At 57.5% G+C, this 15,068-nt stretch carries 15 protein-coding genes and 1 tRNA gene; 1 reads left to right on the top strand and 15 read right to left on the bottom strand.

Translation table 11 applies throughout. The features are described 5' to 3' along the window. The 13 genes from IPP68_11905 to IPP68_11845 all read right to left on the bottom strand — a co-directional run bounded on the left by IPP68_11905 (position 1) and on the right by IPP68_11845 (position 12,252). Complete coding sequence (locus tag IPP68_11905; protein ID MBL0351057.1) at positions 1-555, bottom strand: hypothetical protein; 555 nt, start codon at positions 553-555, stop codon at positions 1-3. A gap of 108 nt (positions 556-663) precedes the next feature. Further along, positions 664-1,017 (bottom strand): hypothetical protein, encoded by a 354-nt coding sequence (locus tag IPP68_11900; protein ID MBL0351056.1) that lies wholly within the window; start codon positions 1,015-1,017, stop codon positions 664-666. A 49-nt stretch (positions 1,018-1,066) separates the two neighbouring features. Next, the gene (locus tag IPP68_11895) at positions 1,067-1,792 is read right to left on the bottom strand and encodes a DEAD/DEAH box helicase family protein (GenBank protein MBL0351055.1); all 726 of its coding nucleotides are present in this window, start codon (positions 1,790-1,792) and stop codon (positions 1,067-1,069) included. A 535-nt stretch (positions 1,793-2,327) separates the two neighbouring features. Beyond that, complete coding sequence (locus IPP68_11890; GenBank protein ID MBL0351054.1) at positions 2,328-2,528, bottom strand: cold-shock protein; 201 nt, start codon at positions 2,526-2,528, stop codon at positions 2,328-2,330. A gap of 218 nt (positions 2,529-2,746) precedes the next feature. After that, positions 2,747-3,532 carry an ATP-binding cassette domain-containing protein gene (locus IPP68_11885; GenBank protein MBL0351053.1) on the bottom strand — a complete coding sequence of 262 codons (786 nt, stop codon included), beginning with the start codon at positions 3,530-3,532 and terminating at the stop codon, positions 2,747-2,749. 574 nt (positions 3,533-4,106) lie between these two features. Further along, positions 4,107-4,988: a type II toxin-antitoxin system death-on-curing family toxin gene (locus tag IPP68_11880; protein ID MBL0351052.1), complete on the bottom strand. Its 882-nt coding sequence runs from the start codon at positions 4,986-4,988 to the stop codon at positions 4,107-4,109. Positions 4,989-5,272: 284 nt separating this feature from the next. Further along, positions 5,273-5,353: a hypothetical protein gene (locus IPP68_11875; GenBank protein ID MBL0351051.1), complete on the bottom strand. Its 81-nt coding sequence runs from the start codon at positions 5,351-5,353 to the stop codon at positions 5,273-5,275. Between the two features lie 192 nt (positions 5,354-5,545). Continuing rightward, the gene (locus IPP68_11870) at positions 5,546-6,586 is read right to left on the bottom strand and encodes a permease (GenBank protein MBL0351050.1); all 1,041 of its coding nucleotides are present in this window, start codon (positions 6,584-6,586) and stop codon (positions 5,546-5,548) included. Then, positions 6,583-6,822, bottom strand: a complete 240-nt coding sequence (locus tag IPP68_11865; protein MBL0351049.1) for a TM0996/MTH895 family glutaredoxin-like protein — start codon at positions 6,820-6,822, stop codon at positions 6,583-6,585. The genes IPP68_11870 and IPP68_11865 overlap by 4 nt, the downstream gene beginning before the upstream one ends. Positions 6,823-7,084: 262 nt before the next feature. Beyond that, positions 7,085-7,285, bottom strand: a complete 201-nt coding sequence (locus IPP68_11860) for a cold-shock protein (GenBank protein MBL0351048.1) — start codon at positions 7,283-7,285, stop codon at positions 7,085-7,087. A gap of 330 nt (positions 7,286-7,615) precedes the next feature. Then, the gene (locus tag IPP68_11855; protein MBL0351047.1) at positions 7,616-7,777 is read right to left on the bottom strand and encodes a DNA-directed RNA polymerase; all 162 of its coding nucleotides are present in this window, start codon (positions 7,775-7,777) and stop codon (positions 7,616-7,618) included. Between the two features lie 157 nt (positions 7,778-7,934). Then, positions 7,935-10,424, bottom strand: a complete 2,490-nt coding sequence (locus tag IPP68_11850) for a tetratricopeptide repeat protein (protein MBL0351046.1) — start codon at positions 10,422-10,424, stop codon at positions 7,935-7,937. Positions 10,425-10,455: 31 nt separating this feature from the next. Further along, the gene (locus IPP68_11845) at positions 10,456-12,252 is read right to left on the bottom strand and encodes a hypothetical protein (GenBank protein ID MBL0351045.1); all 1,797 of its coding nucleotides are present in this window, start codon (positions 12,250-12,252) and stop codon (positions 10,456-10,458) included. 400 nt (positions 12,253-12,652) lie between these two features. Between IPP68_11845 and IPP68_11840 the strand changes: the two genes are divergently transcribed. After that, positions 12,653-13,414: a hypothetical protein gene (locus IPP68_11840; GenBank protein MBL0351044.1), complete on the top strand. Its 762-nt coding sequence runs from the start codon at positions 12,653-12,655 to the stop codon at positions 13,412-13,414. 233 nt (positions 13,415-13,647) lie between these two features. On the opposite strand, the gene IPP68_11835 is transcribed toward IPP68_11840, so the two are convergent. Beyond that, positions 13,648-14,250, bottom strand: a complete 603-nt coding sequence (locus tag IPP68_11835; protein MBL0351043.1) for a hypothetical protein — start codon at positions 14,248-14,250, stop codon at positions 13,648-13,650. A gap of 636 nt (positions 14,251-14,886) precedes the next feature. Continuing rightward, positions 14,887-14,960: transfer RNA gene (locus IPP68_11830), tRNA-Gly, on the bottom strand. Between the last annotated feature and the right edge of the window lie 108 nt (positions 14,961-15,068).

Raw genomic sequence — 15,068 nt, 5'->3', positions numbered from 1 at the left:
CTATCTTCGCGGGCGTACCAACGTCCAAAACGAATCCTCCCAGGCTTGTTCAACCAGGGTCCAGACTTTTTTCACCGGGAACGACTCATGTGGGATGCGGGTCACCATCGCCCTCAGGTCGGACACGGCCTGGCGGGCCACCTCCGTCGTGTTGTCGGGAAGCTGGCTTTCCAATAGTTTGAGCCGCGTGTTGAATAAAGACACCAAAACGGGCACTTCAGCGGCGGGACGGTCCTCCGTCTGCTTATTGAAGTCGTTTTGCCAGAAATCGACGATCTTGAATTCGGTCTTCTTTCCTTCGGGCAGACGGTCGAAGAACCTACAAGCGGCATGGTTCCGGGAGCCCCGGCCGATCATCTGCCACAGCTTGATCCGCGACTGCACCGGTTTCATAAAAACCAGGTTCACCACCTCCGGCACGTCAACACCCGTGTCCAGCATGTCCACCGAGACGGCGATGCGGGGCTTGTCGTTCTTCTTGAACTTGGTAATGAGCCCGTCGCCATAACTACCATCCCGCGTCCGTTCGACGCTGGAAGTGATAACCTGAATCATATTTACGTGCTGGGGTACATCTCCTCAAAGACTTGGGCGATGCGATAGGCGTGGTCTTCGTCATGGCGAAGACGATAGTCTTGCCCGGCAACTGACCGGACTGGTCCTTCAGGCAGACCTCCATGAACTCTTCCATTGCTTTCGGAGGGTGTCCTTGTTCGTCAAGTCCACCTCCAACTGCGTCCCGGAGAAGTCCAGCGCATCGGGATCAACCCCCTTTTCCAGCAGGGCACTTTTCTCCTCTTCCGTCAGGTCCACCCCCTTGATGCCCTTCCGCTGAAAACCTGTCTGGGCCTGATACAGGACAAAGTTCACCAGGAAACCATCCTTCACGGCCTGAGGGTAGTCGTAGAGAAACGTCGGGGCGTTGGCATCGCAATCGAAGATTCGGAAGGTGTCCCTTTCAATGAAGTTGGCGGGCGTGGCCGTCAACCCAACCATCCGGGCGTCGAAGTAGTCCATAACCTCCGTGAACCGCTTGAAGATGGAGCGGTGGGCTCGTCGAAGACGATCAAGTCGAAGAAGCCGGGGCTGAACTTTTGAAGCACAGGGACATGGTCTGTTCCGTCGCCACGAAGAGACGCTTCCCCTTGTCGACTTGGTGGGTATAAATGCGGTCGCGGGGCTCGTGTGGCAGGTGGGTTTTGAAGCCGTCCGTTAACGCCTGCTGAACCAGGGCGTCGCGGTCCGCCAAAAAAAGGATGTTCTGCGCCTGCCGGGACCGCATGAAGACGTCAATCAAAGCCATCGTGGTACGGGTCTTGCCCGTCCCCGTCGCCATCACCAAGAGCGCCCGGCGCTTGTTGGCGGCGAAGGCCTCCGCCACGCGGCGAATGGCTTCATGCTGATAGGGCCGGTCCACGATGGATGCATTGATGGGGGTGCTCTCCAATGGCGTGCGGTTCAGACGAAGGGATTTGATCCGCGCCAAGTCCTCGGGAGTGAAGAACCCGGCCACCAACCGGGGGTTGGCGAGGCCCACTTCCCAAAACCAGATGTCCCGACCGTTGGCCATGAACCCGAAGGGGGCAAAGGACTGTTTTTTGGCGATTTCCGTCACGTAGTGCTGTAGTTGAGCATCGGCGTCTCGCGCGTTGCGGCTTGTCTTCTTCGCCTCCACAACAGCCAAAATATCGCCGCTTGAATCATAGAGGCAATAGTCCGTCACTCCATTCCAGGGCGCGGCGTCATAGCCATCCACCGGGACTTCCAACCGGACAAGTGATCGGTCTTTCATCGGCCACTCGGCAACCGCAAGTTGAGGGTCAATAAGTCGTACCCGTGTTTGGGCTTCTGATTGTCGCTCGGGTGGGCTATTTGGGGACATATTGCTGAAGGAGTTGAGTGGACGCCATACTTATCTCCATCAAATTCTTTTAAATCTACCATCCATAGTATACCCCATTCTTCCTCGCTAAAATTCCAGTGTTGCCCCATTCAAAACCATTGTAATGACCCACACATACACTCAGAAGGCCGAGCCAGTAACTGGGCCGCCATTCATCTTTCAAGTGATGCGGGTTATGGGAATCGACCCCACGTGGGCACCTTTGGGATTAAGGTTCCTATTAAAAAAACCGATTGCTCGGCACAGGAGACCCTTGGCGGAAGCGGGGGCGGGGGGCGGGGGAGGCCAGGGGGCCGCGCCATTCCGGGGACAGTTTACCTATTTCAAAAAGAGGAAGTGAAGGGCAATAACGCCCGCCCCGAACTATGCAAAAGAAGGGGCCCCCGCCGTTTCCGGCGGGGGCCCCTTCTTTTGTTTTAAGAGCTTAGGAAACCTTGACGCCGGCTGCCTGCAGGCCCTTGGGACCCTTGGTCGTCTCGAACTCCACCGCCTGACCGTCGGCCAAAGACTTATAGCCTTCGCTTTGGATAGCGGAGAAGTGAACGAACACGTCTTCGGTCCCGCCTTCGGGGGTGATGAAACCGAACCCCTTCTCAGCGTTAAACCATTTGACTGTACCCTTCATGGAAACTCACCAACCTTATGTAAGAGATTTTGAAGCAGCTTAATACTGGAGGGCGACGAAGGGCACAAAAAAACCGCCTGGGAGTATTCCCACGCGGCCTAAAGGCAATTGCATCGGACCAACAACGTTAGAAACTTACCTCAAACTTACTCGATTATTTTATCAAATGCGGCGCCGAATAGTAAGAAGAATCTCCCGATTATTAGGGGAAACCGCCCTTACGGGCGGGCCCGGGCCATGTAGAAGCGGCGCCGGCGGAACTTCACGCGGAGGCGGGCCCCGAAGGCGGCGGAGATGTTGGCGGAGTTGAGGGTCTCCTCGATGCCGCCCGCGGCCACGGCGCGGCCCTTCTTGAGGATGAGGACGTGCTTAAAAGCCGGGGATATTTCCTCGGTGTGGTGTGTGGCCAGCAGCAGGGTGGGCGCGCCCGGCAACCGGCTGAAGCGCCCAAGGAACCGCAGAAATTTCTCCCGGGCCGGGAAATCCAGCCCGGCGCAGGGCTCGTCCAGGATCAGCAGCCGCGGCCGCACCATCAGGGCCCGGCTGATGAGAACGCGTTGTTTCTCGCCCTGGGAGAGGGCGCTCCAGGGCCGTTCGGCCAGCTCCCGGCACCCCGTCAAACGCATCATCCGAAGGGCCCGGCGACGGTCGTTGGAGAAGTACCGCTTCAAAAATCCCAGCGCCCCGTATTGCCCCGACCTCACGGTGTCCAACGCGGCCTCGCGCGGGTTGATCTGGGCCGCCAGGCTTGAGCTCACCACCCCAATCCGATTCCGGACCTCTCCCCAGCCTTTCCCCCCCGGCCGGTGGCCGAGGACGTCGACGGTGCCCCTGTCCGGTGCCAGGGTCCCGGGCAAGGCCGCCAAAAGGGACGTTTTCCCCGAACCATTGGGCCCCAACACCGCCCAATGCTCCCCGGCCTCCACCTTCCAATGGAGCCGGTCCAAAACGGTCACGTCCCCCCGGATGACAGACAACTCCTGAACGTCAATGATTGGCCGCATGCCATAAGTCTAGGCCCTCCGCCCTGCCTTTTCCAGGGGTAGAATTGCCGCCATTGCCGGGCCCCGACGTTCAAATGGTTAGCACTCAACGGATTCTGGTGATGCCGGTTTCAAGCTCCGGGGCTGTCCGCCCGTTTAAAAGGGCATGTCGCAACCGGATTAACAGGGACAGTTTACTAATTTCCTTTTGAGTTCAATTTGAACAGCTCGGGGTGGTCGATATGTCTTGTTTTGAGGGAATAACAGGGACAGTTTACCAATTTGCCTATGGGTCCAATTTCGTGGTTTGCGTTTAACGGCAAGACATGTTTTATGAGGGAATTGGGAACCGCCCTTCCCGGGGATTGAAATCTGTCGAAGGGGCATTTTACGTATTAAGCGATAACACGTTATCGTTTAATACAAAAGAGGATTGTTAAACAAAACTTCAAAGGGCGATTCATGGATTTAGTGGAGATCGTGATGCCCCGTCCGAAGGCGACGGGGCTACCCGGTCTTCTATCGAATGCCGCGCCTTGTCCGTGAACAGGGCGTCGACGGGGTTTTGGGTCGCCGTTCGGAAGGTCCGATGGGGTCACCTGTTTCTCCCGTCGATGAGATTGACGACGACGCGCATCAACACGTCTTTCTCGGCCGGCAGGCTGGAGGCGATCAATAGGGTCATGGCCACCAAGGCGTTGTCGGCCACGCGCTTGGCGCCGTCCCGCCGATAAAGCCGCCCGTTGTTTTCTAAAAACCACAAAAACGCCGTCGCGGCGATGCGCTTGTTGCCGTCCACGAACGGATGGCTTTTCACCAAAAGATACAACAGCGCCGCCGCTTTCTCTTCCAGGCTGGGATAGACGTCTTTTCCTTGGAAGGTCTGAAACACGGCGCCGAGCACGCTTTTTAATCCGTTGTCTTTTTCCCGCCCAAAAAGCTCGGCCCCGCCGAACGTCTTCCGCAGGGACTCCACCAACCGCGACAGGTCTTCGTAGCCGATGGGGCGGACTTTTCCCGCCGTCACGTTCCGCACCGACACCCGCTGGTGGTCGTAGTCGTCCAAAAGAGTCAACGCCAACCCGTAATCGCTCACCACGCGCAGAACGGCCTTGGCTTCGTCTCCCGCGAAGTCCCGGCGTTCGGTCATGTCGGCGATCAGCTTGACCGCCTGGTTCAATTCTTTGAGCCTCCGCGCGTTGACCGTGTAGCCTTTCAACAGATGCGTCCGCAACACCTCCGTGGCCCACTGGCGGAACCGGGTGCCCTGTTTGGAATTCACCCGGTAACCCACGGACAAAATCATGTCCAAGTTGTAAATGTCCATCCGGCGGACTTTTCCGTCCGCGGCAACCTGTGCATTTTTTGCACAGGTTAAAGAACGCGACAATTCCCGGGTCGCGTAAACGTTGTGAATGTGTTTGACGATCACCGACCGATCCCGGCCAAAAAGAACGCCCATTTGATGGGCGTCCATCCAGGCGGTTTTGCCGTCAAAACGGACATCCACGCGCGTCTTTTTATCTTCCGCGTGGTAGACCAGGGTTTCGCCAAACGGGGAGGTTTTTGCTCATCGGTTGGGCTCCAGTAAGCGCGGCTTGCCGGTAAGAAGTTCCTGAATCATGGTCTGTTTCATTCCAGGGACAGTTTACCTATTTCAAATACGGGAGGCGAAGGGCGAAAAGCCCGCCCCGGATCTATGTAAAAGAAGAAGGGGCCCCCGCCGTTTCCGGCGGGGGCCCCTTCTTTTGTTTTATGAGCTTAGGAAACCTTGACGCCGGTTGCCTGCAGGCCCTTGGGACCCGTGGCCGTCTCGAACTCCACCGCCTGACCGTCGGCCAACGACTTATAGCCTTCGCTATTATGAAGTTCCGGGGACGCCGCACTTACCTCCCCCCTGCTATTTTCAAAATCACCTTCGGACTAGAGCCGGAATACATTAATTCACCACAACAAGAAAAGTAATTCAGTATGGCATCCCCGAACTCTGCAAGCGGCGTGAGGCGATTCTGCTATTTTGTGCCTCGAGTCCACTTATCCTTGCAATTTCCCGAAAATATACCCCCCGCTGACGGTTAAGAGGATTATGAGGGCCACGTAGGTCATCGTTCGTTTAAGTCCCATGATCTTGCTGACGACAATGATGCTTGGAAGCGACAGCACGGGGTCGGCGAGCAGGTAGGCCATCAAAGGGCCCTTGGCCATTCCCAGATCAAGAAAGGTCCTCGCCATGGGCACTTCAACCAACGTTGGGAAATAGACCAGAACCCCAAACACAACCGGAATGAAAACCGACCGCAAGGAATTGCTCCCGACAAACTGCAAAACATAGTCCTGCGGCAAGACAACTCGAATGACCCCCGAAGCGAACACCCCGATCAGCAAGAGCGGTGAAATGGTTTTCGTGAATCCCCAGCTTTCCGTCATCCAACCCTTTATTTCCTCCTTCGTAAAAAGAGCTCTGGAAACGAAAACGGACACAGCGACAAATATTGCGACAACGGCGTATTTAATCCACGGCTCCGAAATCCTTGTCCCCGCTAAGAGAACGACGATGAGAGCCCCGAACAAATAGATCAACCGCCGCGTGTTGTGCGGGGTGTCCGTCTTTTTGAATGTCTCGGCGCTTTCCGCGGCCGTTTCCTCGCGGAAAAGCCGGTCCAGCGCCAGTCCGATAAGGACCGCAAAGAATACGGAGAACAGAATACGCGCGATCGCCACGTCCCAACCGATCAAGCTTCCGGTATAAAGCACGGCGACGATGTTGGTGGCGGGCGCGGTGTAGAGGAAGGCGATGGCCGCGCCGAGCCCCGCGCCTCCCTTCCGAATGCCTGCGAAAAGTGGCAGAACCGTACAAGAGCAGACAGCGAGGAGCAGACCGGAGACCACGGCCAGGGGGTAGGCGACGTATTTCGGTGAATTTTTTCCCAGGTAGGGCAAAAGCAGGTCTTTGGGAATGAGGGCGGACATGGCTCCAGCAATGAAGAAGGCCGGCACCAGGCAAAACAGCGTGTGGGCTAGGACGTAGTCATAAATGGCCGCAAACCCCGCGGAAATTAAAGCGGCGGCGGTCACTTCGCTTTTCCCAATAACGCGCCGATTTCCTCAACGCTGGGAATCTTTCCGCTGGCAACGGTTTTGCCATCGACCACTAAGGCCGGCGTGACATAAATGCCCCGTTTGATTATTTCCGAGGTATCGTAAATATGTTCCACGGCGGCCTCCAAACCCGAAGCCGAAACGGCCGCCCGGGTCCTTTTCTCAAGCTCCAAGCACTTTGCGCATCCGGACCCACAGACTTCAATCTTCATGTGATCCTCCAAATTCAGTCGTCGCAACGGCGGGCAAGAGTCCGGAGTCCGGGTCCGGGACGCTCTAAACTATTAAACTATTTTAAACTTCTTCGATCACTTCACACCCGCCTGTACCAGTATTACCGTGCCAAGAACATATAGACAGTTTACCTATTTCAAATAAGGGAGGCGAAGGGCGAAAAGCCCGCCCCGGAACGATGCAAAATAAGAAGGGGCCCCCGCCGTTTCCGGCGGGGGCCCCTTCTTTTGTTTTAAGAGCTTAGGAAACCTTGACGCCGGTTGCCTGCAGGCCCTTGGGACCCGTGGCCGTTTCGAACTCCACCGCCTGACCGTCGGCCAAAGACTTATAGCCTTCGCTCTGGATAGCGGAGAAGTGAACGAACACGTCTTCGGACCCGCCCTCGGGGGTGATGAAACCGAACCCCTTCGCGGCGTTAAACCATTTAACTGTGCCCTTCATATGAAACTCACCAACCTTATGTAAGAGATTTTGAAGCAGCTAATACTGGAGGGCGACGAAGGGCACAAAAAAACCGCCTGGGAGTGTTCCCACGCGGCCTCAAGGCAACTACATCGGACCAACAACGTTAGAAACTTACCTCAAACTTACTCGATCATCGTATCAAATGCGACGACGAATAGGTAAAGAATCGTCGGGGGCCGCCGACCCCCAATCCCCCAATCCCGGGGACGTCGGACCCCACCGGCGCTCAACGCGGTGTGTAATTCGGAGCCCATGAAAGAAGCATGGGCCACCCGAATTGTCCCCGGAATTTGAGACTGTTTTTTCTTAGCGGCCGCTGTCCTTGCGTTTCGCGAAGCAATCCTTGCAATACACCGGGCGATCGCCGCGCGGCTTAAAGGGCACGTCGCATTCTTTCTTGCAATCCGCGCAAGTCGCCTTGTGCATCTCCCGCGGACCGCCGAAGCCACCACCTTGTAGATTGTCCATGTTACCTCCCTAATTTAATTAACGAAATCATACGAATTCCAAGGAGGGAAACGCGCTTTGACCGGGGCATCCAGGCGATTCAAAGATTTAGCGGGGATCGTGATGCCCCGTCAAAATGTCTTTTTGCGCCGGGGGTTCCGGGGGCAGGCGCCCCCCGCTACGGACGCCCCGTGCCGTTGCACACGGGGCATATCCCCATGGAGCCGGAGCTGTAGTTGGTGCGCACGCTGGAGGCGGAGTTGTAAAAATCCTCCCTTTGCGAGGAGCTGGAGCCGCTCGGCGCGGAGACCCGCTCCTGGCTGGCGCCGCCGGCGTGCCACAATTGGCCCGAGCCATTGCATCGGGAGCAAACGCGGCGCGTGGTTTCGGGCACGTAGCTCCGTGCCGCGCGAAGGGCGTCTTCCAGGGCTTCTTTCTCCTCGAACTTTCGTCGGCCTTCCTCATAGTCCCGCCAGGACGGCAGTTTGACGTTTCCCGCCGTCCGAATGGGTTCCGCGCCCGAGGCCGGGTAGGTGACCGACTTTTCCTCCCACACGCCTCCAAAATGGTAATACACCTCCCCGTCTTGACGGAGGACGATGGAGCTGTCGCGCTCCGGGAATTTCGTGGTCGCCGTCCCTTTCTGGGTGGTCGCCAGAAGGTCTCCCTTATAAAACAAGGACCATTGGCCGTCGTCGCGCGTCAACACGCCGGTGTAGGGAAGATGGTTTTGAGTGATGTCGCCCTGAAACCATCCCGCGCCGGGAATGTCGATGCGGGCTTGGCGCCCGGGCTGGGTGGTTTCGACCACCCCATCCGTGAAAGCGATGATGACTTTATCTCCCTCGGTGCGACGGGACACTTCCTTCATCGCGTGAACGGATTGCCCGAAGAGAAAAGGTCCGCCGTATTCCATCCCATTCACAAACACGTGCCGCCCGTTGGACGATGGCGCCACGGGAGCCAGCAATCCAAAATAGAACGAATCGCTGGGCAGCCAAGCGACGCTAAATTCCCCCAGAGGGTAAACGCGTTTCCCCCCGGAGGTTTCCTCCGGGGATTGAACGGGCCCCCGGCCGCCCTTGTCGAGAGCTTTTTGAAATTTCACGCCGTCCGGGAGAAGATAAAAGCCGTCGTCGTTTTGTGTCCAAAACCGGAGCGAGCCATCGGGCTGCCACTGGGTGCGAAGACCGGTTGAAACAAATTTCGGTTCCGGGTTTCCCTTTTCCCGCACATACGTGGGGAGGGGCGCGATCACCTCCAAGAGGTTCGCGGGTTTCACATCGCCTTGTTTTGACAGAAAGGTTTCCCGCGCGGCGCTCCATTTGGGGTAAAGTTTTTTGAAGGCGGATTCGTTCATTTGCATGGCGATCAAATAATTTTGCGCGGCCAACAAGTCGTTGCCCGCCACCGATTGGATATCCCCCCGCAATTCGTAATTTTTCCCCAACGGCTTGTAGGCGATGAGCTGGGCCGATGCGTAAAGCGCCTCGTTCAACCGCCCGGCTTTTGTCAACGCAACGGCTTTGTGGCGCAGCGCGGCGTCGTCCCAGGGATTTTTGGCCAGCAGTAAATTCCAATTTTTAACGGCCTCGTCAAAATTCCCAAGGCCGGCGTGAATAAAGCCCAAATTCGCAAATCCCGCCGGCGCGGAAAGGCCCGGGTCGATGGCGAGGGCCGCCTGGATGGCTTTCAAGGCTTCCTCGAATTTCCCTTGCAAACGAAGGGAGGCCCCCCGGTTGATCAGGGCCCGGGCGTATTGGGGATCGGCGCGGAGGGCCGCGTCGAGCGCCGCATCGGCCCGCTCGAAATCCGGGGCGGGTTGTTTGAGCAGGGTGGCGGCCAGATAGTTGTGGCCGCGCGGGTCGTCGGGCGTTGAACGAGCGGCCTCTTCACAGGCCGGCAGGGCCGTTTCATAGGGACCAAGGAAATTGTACAGGCACCAGTCAACGGCGCCCGCGGTTTCTTTTTTGAGAAACTTTCCGCGCCGGTACTGGCTCACGGGATCCATGTCTTTAATATAGGCGTTGAATCCATTGGGATCGTCGTATTTAATTTTTGTGTGGGCATTGGAATTCAAGTTTCCGACGGATTCGGAGAGTTTGACGGCGTCGAGCAAATCCTTATTTTGGGCCGGGTATTTTCCGAAGGCTTCATACCATTCCGACCGACTAAAATAATCCTTGTAATGCGGAGCCAGTTTGATCGCCTGGGTCATATCGGCAATGGCCTGTTTTAAATTGTTCCCTCTTCTATACGTGTGGGCCCGGTGGCTGTAGGCGTAAGACATCATCCATGGGCCGTAGGCCGCGATTTTCTTGAATTCCTCGTTGCGGACCTGTTCGCCCTTGGCGTCGTCATAATTTTTGAACGCCATTCGCCCCGTTTTCTGGCCGGACTCTTCCGACCGTCTCCAATACTCCTTAATGATTCCCCAGTTGGGCTCTTCGTTATCGACCTGACGTTCGGCGAGAGCAAGCCAGTCCCAAACGTTGGCGTCTGCCGGCAGGTCGCCATCGGCAATTAATTGCCCGCAGGTTTCAAACACTTTCCACGGGTCCTTGGTCTCATAAGCCGCGCGGCAGGCCTGCATTTGGGGGGACGCCGCTCCCCCCGAGATCACAAAGCCAACAAGAATGAAAACGACGACGCAAGAAATTCGTTTCATATTTTGAACCTCAACTTTCCGATGCCCCCCGCTACGGACGCCCCGTGCCGTTGCACACGGGGCATATCCCCATGGAGCCGGAGCTGTAGTTGGTGCGCACGCTGGAGGCGGAATTGTAAAAATCCTCCCGTTGCGAGGAGTTGGAGCCGCTCGGCGCGGAGACCCGCTCCTGGCTGGCGCCGCCGCCTTGCCAAAGGCGCCCCGTCCCATTGCACCGGGTGCAGATTTGAACCGAATTTTCCGGCACGTATCTCATGCCTTCACGGTACAACTCGTCCTGCGCTTCTTTTTCGGCCTGGGCCTCCCGGGCCGCTTCGAAGGCGGCCCAATCGGGTTTAATCGTTTCCATGGTTGTGAGGGGCCGCCCGCCATAGGCCGGATAAGTGATCCAGGTATGGTCGTCCCCTATTTGCTTGTGGTAAACGACATCCCCGTTGGCGTTGAGCTTTACGCCGCTGTAGAGGTCCACCTTGTGGTATTCCTCTTTTCCTTTGTAGGTGGTTCCGCGAATAGCGCCTTCGTAGAAGAGCGACCATTTGCCGTCTTCGCGTGTTAAAACGCCCGTGTAAGGGAAAAAATTGTTCTTGATATCGCCTTGAAACCATCCCGCGCCGGGGATGTCGATGCGGGCCTGGCGGGCGGACTCCGTGGTGACCATCAGCCCGTCGGTGTATGTGACGATGGTTTTATCGCCCTCCACCGCGCGCGACACTTCCTTCACCTCTCTCCAGGGTTGGCCATAGAAGAAGGGGCCTTCGAGTTGATTGTATTCGTCGGCCCTCACGAAATACCCCTCCGACTCCGGGACAAAGGCGGTCAACGGACCGAAATAAAACGAACCGAAGGGAGTCCAGGGGAGCGCGTCGGGAGGAAACCACGCGAGGCCTTCGAATTCGGTCCAAGGATAAAGGCGTTTGCCGCTGGGCATTTCCTTGGGAGACTCCACGGGGCCGCGTTTTCCGTCCACCAGCGCTTTTTGATAGCGGACGCCGTCGGGAAGGAGATAAACCCCCTCGGAACTCCGCGACCAAAGCCGGAGCGAGCCGTCCGCCTGCCATTGGGTGCGCAGGCCGATCGATGAATATTTGGGTTCCAGGTTTCCTTTTTCCCGGACGTAGGAGGCCATCGGCGCCATCATTTCCAGAAGGGTTCCGGGCTTGGCGCTCCCCCGCTTGGCGGTGAACGACCGGTAGGCCTCCTCCTGCTTGGCGCTGAACTTCAGGAACGCAATAACGTCCTTTTTCAAAAAGGAGGCCACCTTATAATTGTACGAGGCGTACAGATCGTTGCCCGCGGCGAACTGCACGTCGCCGCGGAGTCCGTAATTCTCCGGGGTGGGCTCATAGGCGATCAGCGCGGCGGAGACACGCAGCGCTTCCCCCCACTTTTTGGCCTCGGCAAGCGCGCGAATATTTTCGCGCATTTTTTCCGGATCGAACGCGGGGGATATTTTCTTCGCGTATTTATTGTGCAGCGCGTGGTACGCCTTCCAGTCGTCCGTGTGTCGACTGTGCGCATAGACGTTGAACCACGGCCCGAACGAACGAATCTCCCCGAAGAGTTCCTTTTCCCTTTTCTTGTCGTCGGCCCCTTCGATTTTGGCCAAGACCAAGGACCCTGTTCGTTGCCCGGACATTTGCGACTTTTTCCGGAGGTTTCGGATGTTGTCCCAGTTCGACTCCGCGTCGTTGACGTGTATTTGCGCGAGCATCAGCCAGTCCCACACGTTGGCGTCCACGGGTTCTTCTCCGTCGGCGACCAGTTGACCGCAGGCGTCGAACACTTTCCACGAGTCGAAGGATTCGTAGGCGGCGCGGCAAGGCGCCATCCCGGGCAACTCCGCACGACAAAGGGATGCCCCTCCCAACATCACTACCGCGAAAATGAAAATTCGATTCATTTGGCTTTGCCCCTGTTTGCAACCCGCTTCAACGATTGAGGATCAAATGGCGTTTATTTCCGTCACACGGTAAATTGGTGGACGCCACCTCCCCACCATCCCCATTATATCCTTTGGACCGCGTTCCGGTTTTCTTGGAGCCACCCCCCAGGCGCCCGTCGCGCCCTTTCACAAAGGCGCCGGGGAATTTGGCCCCGGGGAACCAACCCATCTTTTAATCGGTATAATCGCCCAAAATCCACGGAGAGGTCCCCCCCCCATGATGCACGATCGCACGCGTCCCCCAATGAAGGTGCCTTTGGCCTTCCTCAGCCTAATCCTCGCGTCAATGCTCGGATCAATTTCCCCGGTCCGGGCGGGAGACACCTGGGAGGGGGGCTGCGGCTCCCCGGAAGAGGCCTGCCGGAACAAAGTCGACGAAACGGGGGCCTTCAAATTCTCCCGGGCGGAGGTCCACGGCAACGTGGCCTATTGCTTCACCATCGCCAAGAAAGACGGGAAAGACGAATTTCACGACGCCTCCGTCACCCGGGACGAACCCGCGGAAAAGCCCAAAAATGACGAAGAAGCCGGCCCGGAGAGTTCCACCCCCGCCGAGGGAGCGAACGCGAGCGCGCCTCCCCCCGCGGCGGCGAACGACGTTTTCCCCACCGCCTGCATCGAAGCCTACGGGACCACGGATTTTGAAACCGAACTGGACGCCGCCTACAAGGCCAAGCCGTCCCCCACCGGCAACGTCGCCGTGCTGGAATGGAACGAGAAAGGGAAGAGGAAGACCCAATGGTTCAACTCCTCGGGGGCCCATTCGGAGCAAAACATCCTGGCCTACATGACGTCCCAGAAAATCCCCAAAGAGGCGGTCACGCGGATTTTCACGGAACTGTCCCCCTGCCAGGGCCAATGCCTGCCGGCGCTGTCCCAGCGCTTTGAGGGCGTGCGGAAGAACGTGACCCTGCAATTCCATTGGATCCACTCCACCGGCCAAAACTACAAGACCTGCGGCACCAGCACGAACGGAAAGATGGAGGACGCCAAACCCATCCGTCAAGCCAAGATGCTGGAGCGTTTCAACCGCGTCAAAGGGAAATGAAATAAGAAGCGGGGGAGTCCCCCCAAGGGCGGCGACGCACAATTATTTAAAGCGCCCTCAAAGGCATTGGCCGGTGTCCCCGCGATGGGCGAAAAGTCCCGGCCAATAAATTCACGCTCCCGTAAAACGAAACCCCCGCCGACTTATGTCGGCGGGGGTTTCGCGCTTAAATGAGGTGGGGCCGCCAAACCCAATCCCCCCGGGCACTGGCGGACGGGCAAATCCCGAAGACGTTACCGGTCCAGGAACGCGCGCAACAGCCTTTTAAGCAAGGGCTCTCTGACCCGACGGGCCGCTTCCATCGATTCGGCGTCCGCCCGAAGGCGATCTTCCCAGCTTTTGAAATGAAAGGAGGCATCGATCGCCGGCGGAATGGCGTCCAACACGACCGCCGGCAGGGGGGCGCCGGGAACGCCGGTCGACGGCGGAAGGGGCGGCGGGGGGCCAACCGTTCCGGGACGAGCCGGAGGGGGCGCCGGGTTCGCCGAACTTGTTCCCGCATTATCGGGGACGAGGCTCTCCAGCGGCACAACCGGGATGGTGCGCATTTCGATTCCTTTGGGCAATACGTTCCACACGTAGGCCGTAAGCGCAACAGGAAACGAGGTATGAATGCGGCCCCAGCCAAACTTAAACCGTTGATTTCCGCTTCCGATGGGATCCATCACCAATCGAACTTGGTTCAACGGTCGCACCGTGGCGGTCAGGGGAAAACCAAAATCCGGGAATAGGTTTCCCCCGCCGACCCCGGCCAATTTGGCTCGGTGCATTTCATTGCCGTCCAAGTCGAAAAGGGTGATTCGAATGTAGAGGTCCTGCGTGGTGTGGTTGGTCACCACCAGGATGGCGTCCTCCCTCTGCGACGACGGGTAACCGCGCACAACAAACGGTATAAGGAAAAAAGGCGGGTCCTCCGGGCGCGGTGGAAAATGAGCGACCTCCCTCCATTCTGGAAGGATGTACGTGTAAGGCAATATCACCGGGGGCATCGAACACCTCGCGAGGAATCATGGAGCAACAAGGACAGTCTACTAATTTCCTTTTCCGCCGCTTCGTCGGTGGAAAAACCGATGGGGCTAATCAATATTCAATGAAGGCACGTCGCCACCGGGCCCTTGACCAAACCATCAAGGGCGATTTCATAGATTTAACGGAGATCGTGATGCCCCTCCAGATGCGCTGTTGGCGCCGCCACACCGTGAAAACATTAAAGGCATGTCGCAAACGGGCCCTTGACCAAACCATCAAGGGCGATTTCAAACATTCAGTGGAGATCGTGATGCCCCGATCGAAACCTATCGGGGCTACCCGCGCATTTAAACAGAAAGCCGGGCCCAGATCGGGCCCGGCTTTCTTCTTTAAAAATAGAGGATGGAGCGAAACGGTGATGCCCCGATCGAAACCTATCGGGGCTACCCGCGCATTTAAACAGAAAGCCGGGCCCAGATCGGGCCCGGCTTTCTTCCTTGAAGTGGAGCGGGTGATGGGAATCGAACCCACGTGTGCAGCTTGGAAGGCTGCCGTTCTACCATTGAACTACACCCGCAACAATTTGTGGTGAAAAGTGCGGTAGCCCTGGCTGCCTTGGGCCAGGGCACCCGCGTTTTTAAAACTAGTGGTAAAAATGTCCGGAGCCCTTGCTAATTCGTGCCAG

It is taken from the genome of Elusimicrobiota bacterium, from assembly GCA_016722575.1.
GTDB lineage: Bacteria > Elusimicrobiota > Elusimicrobia > FEN-1173 > FEN-1173 > JADKIY01.
Note: the sequence above shows the minus strand (reverse complement) of the source record. Positions and strands in the feature narration are given on the sequence as shown.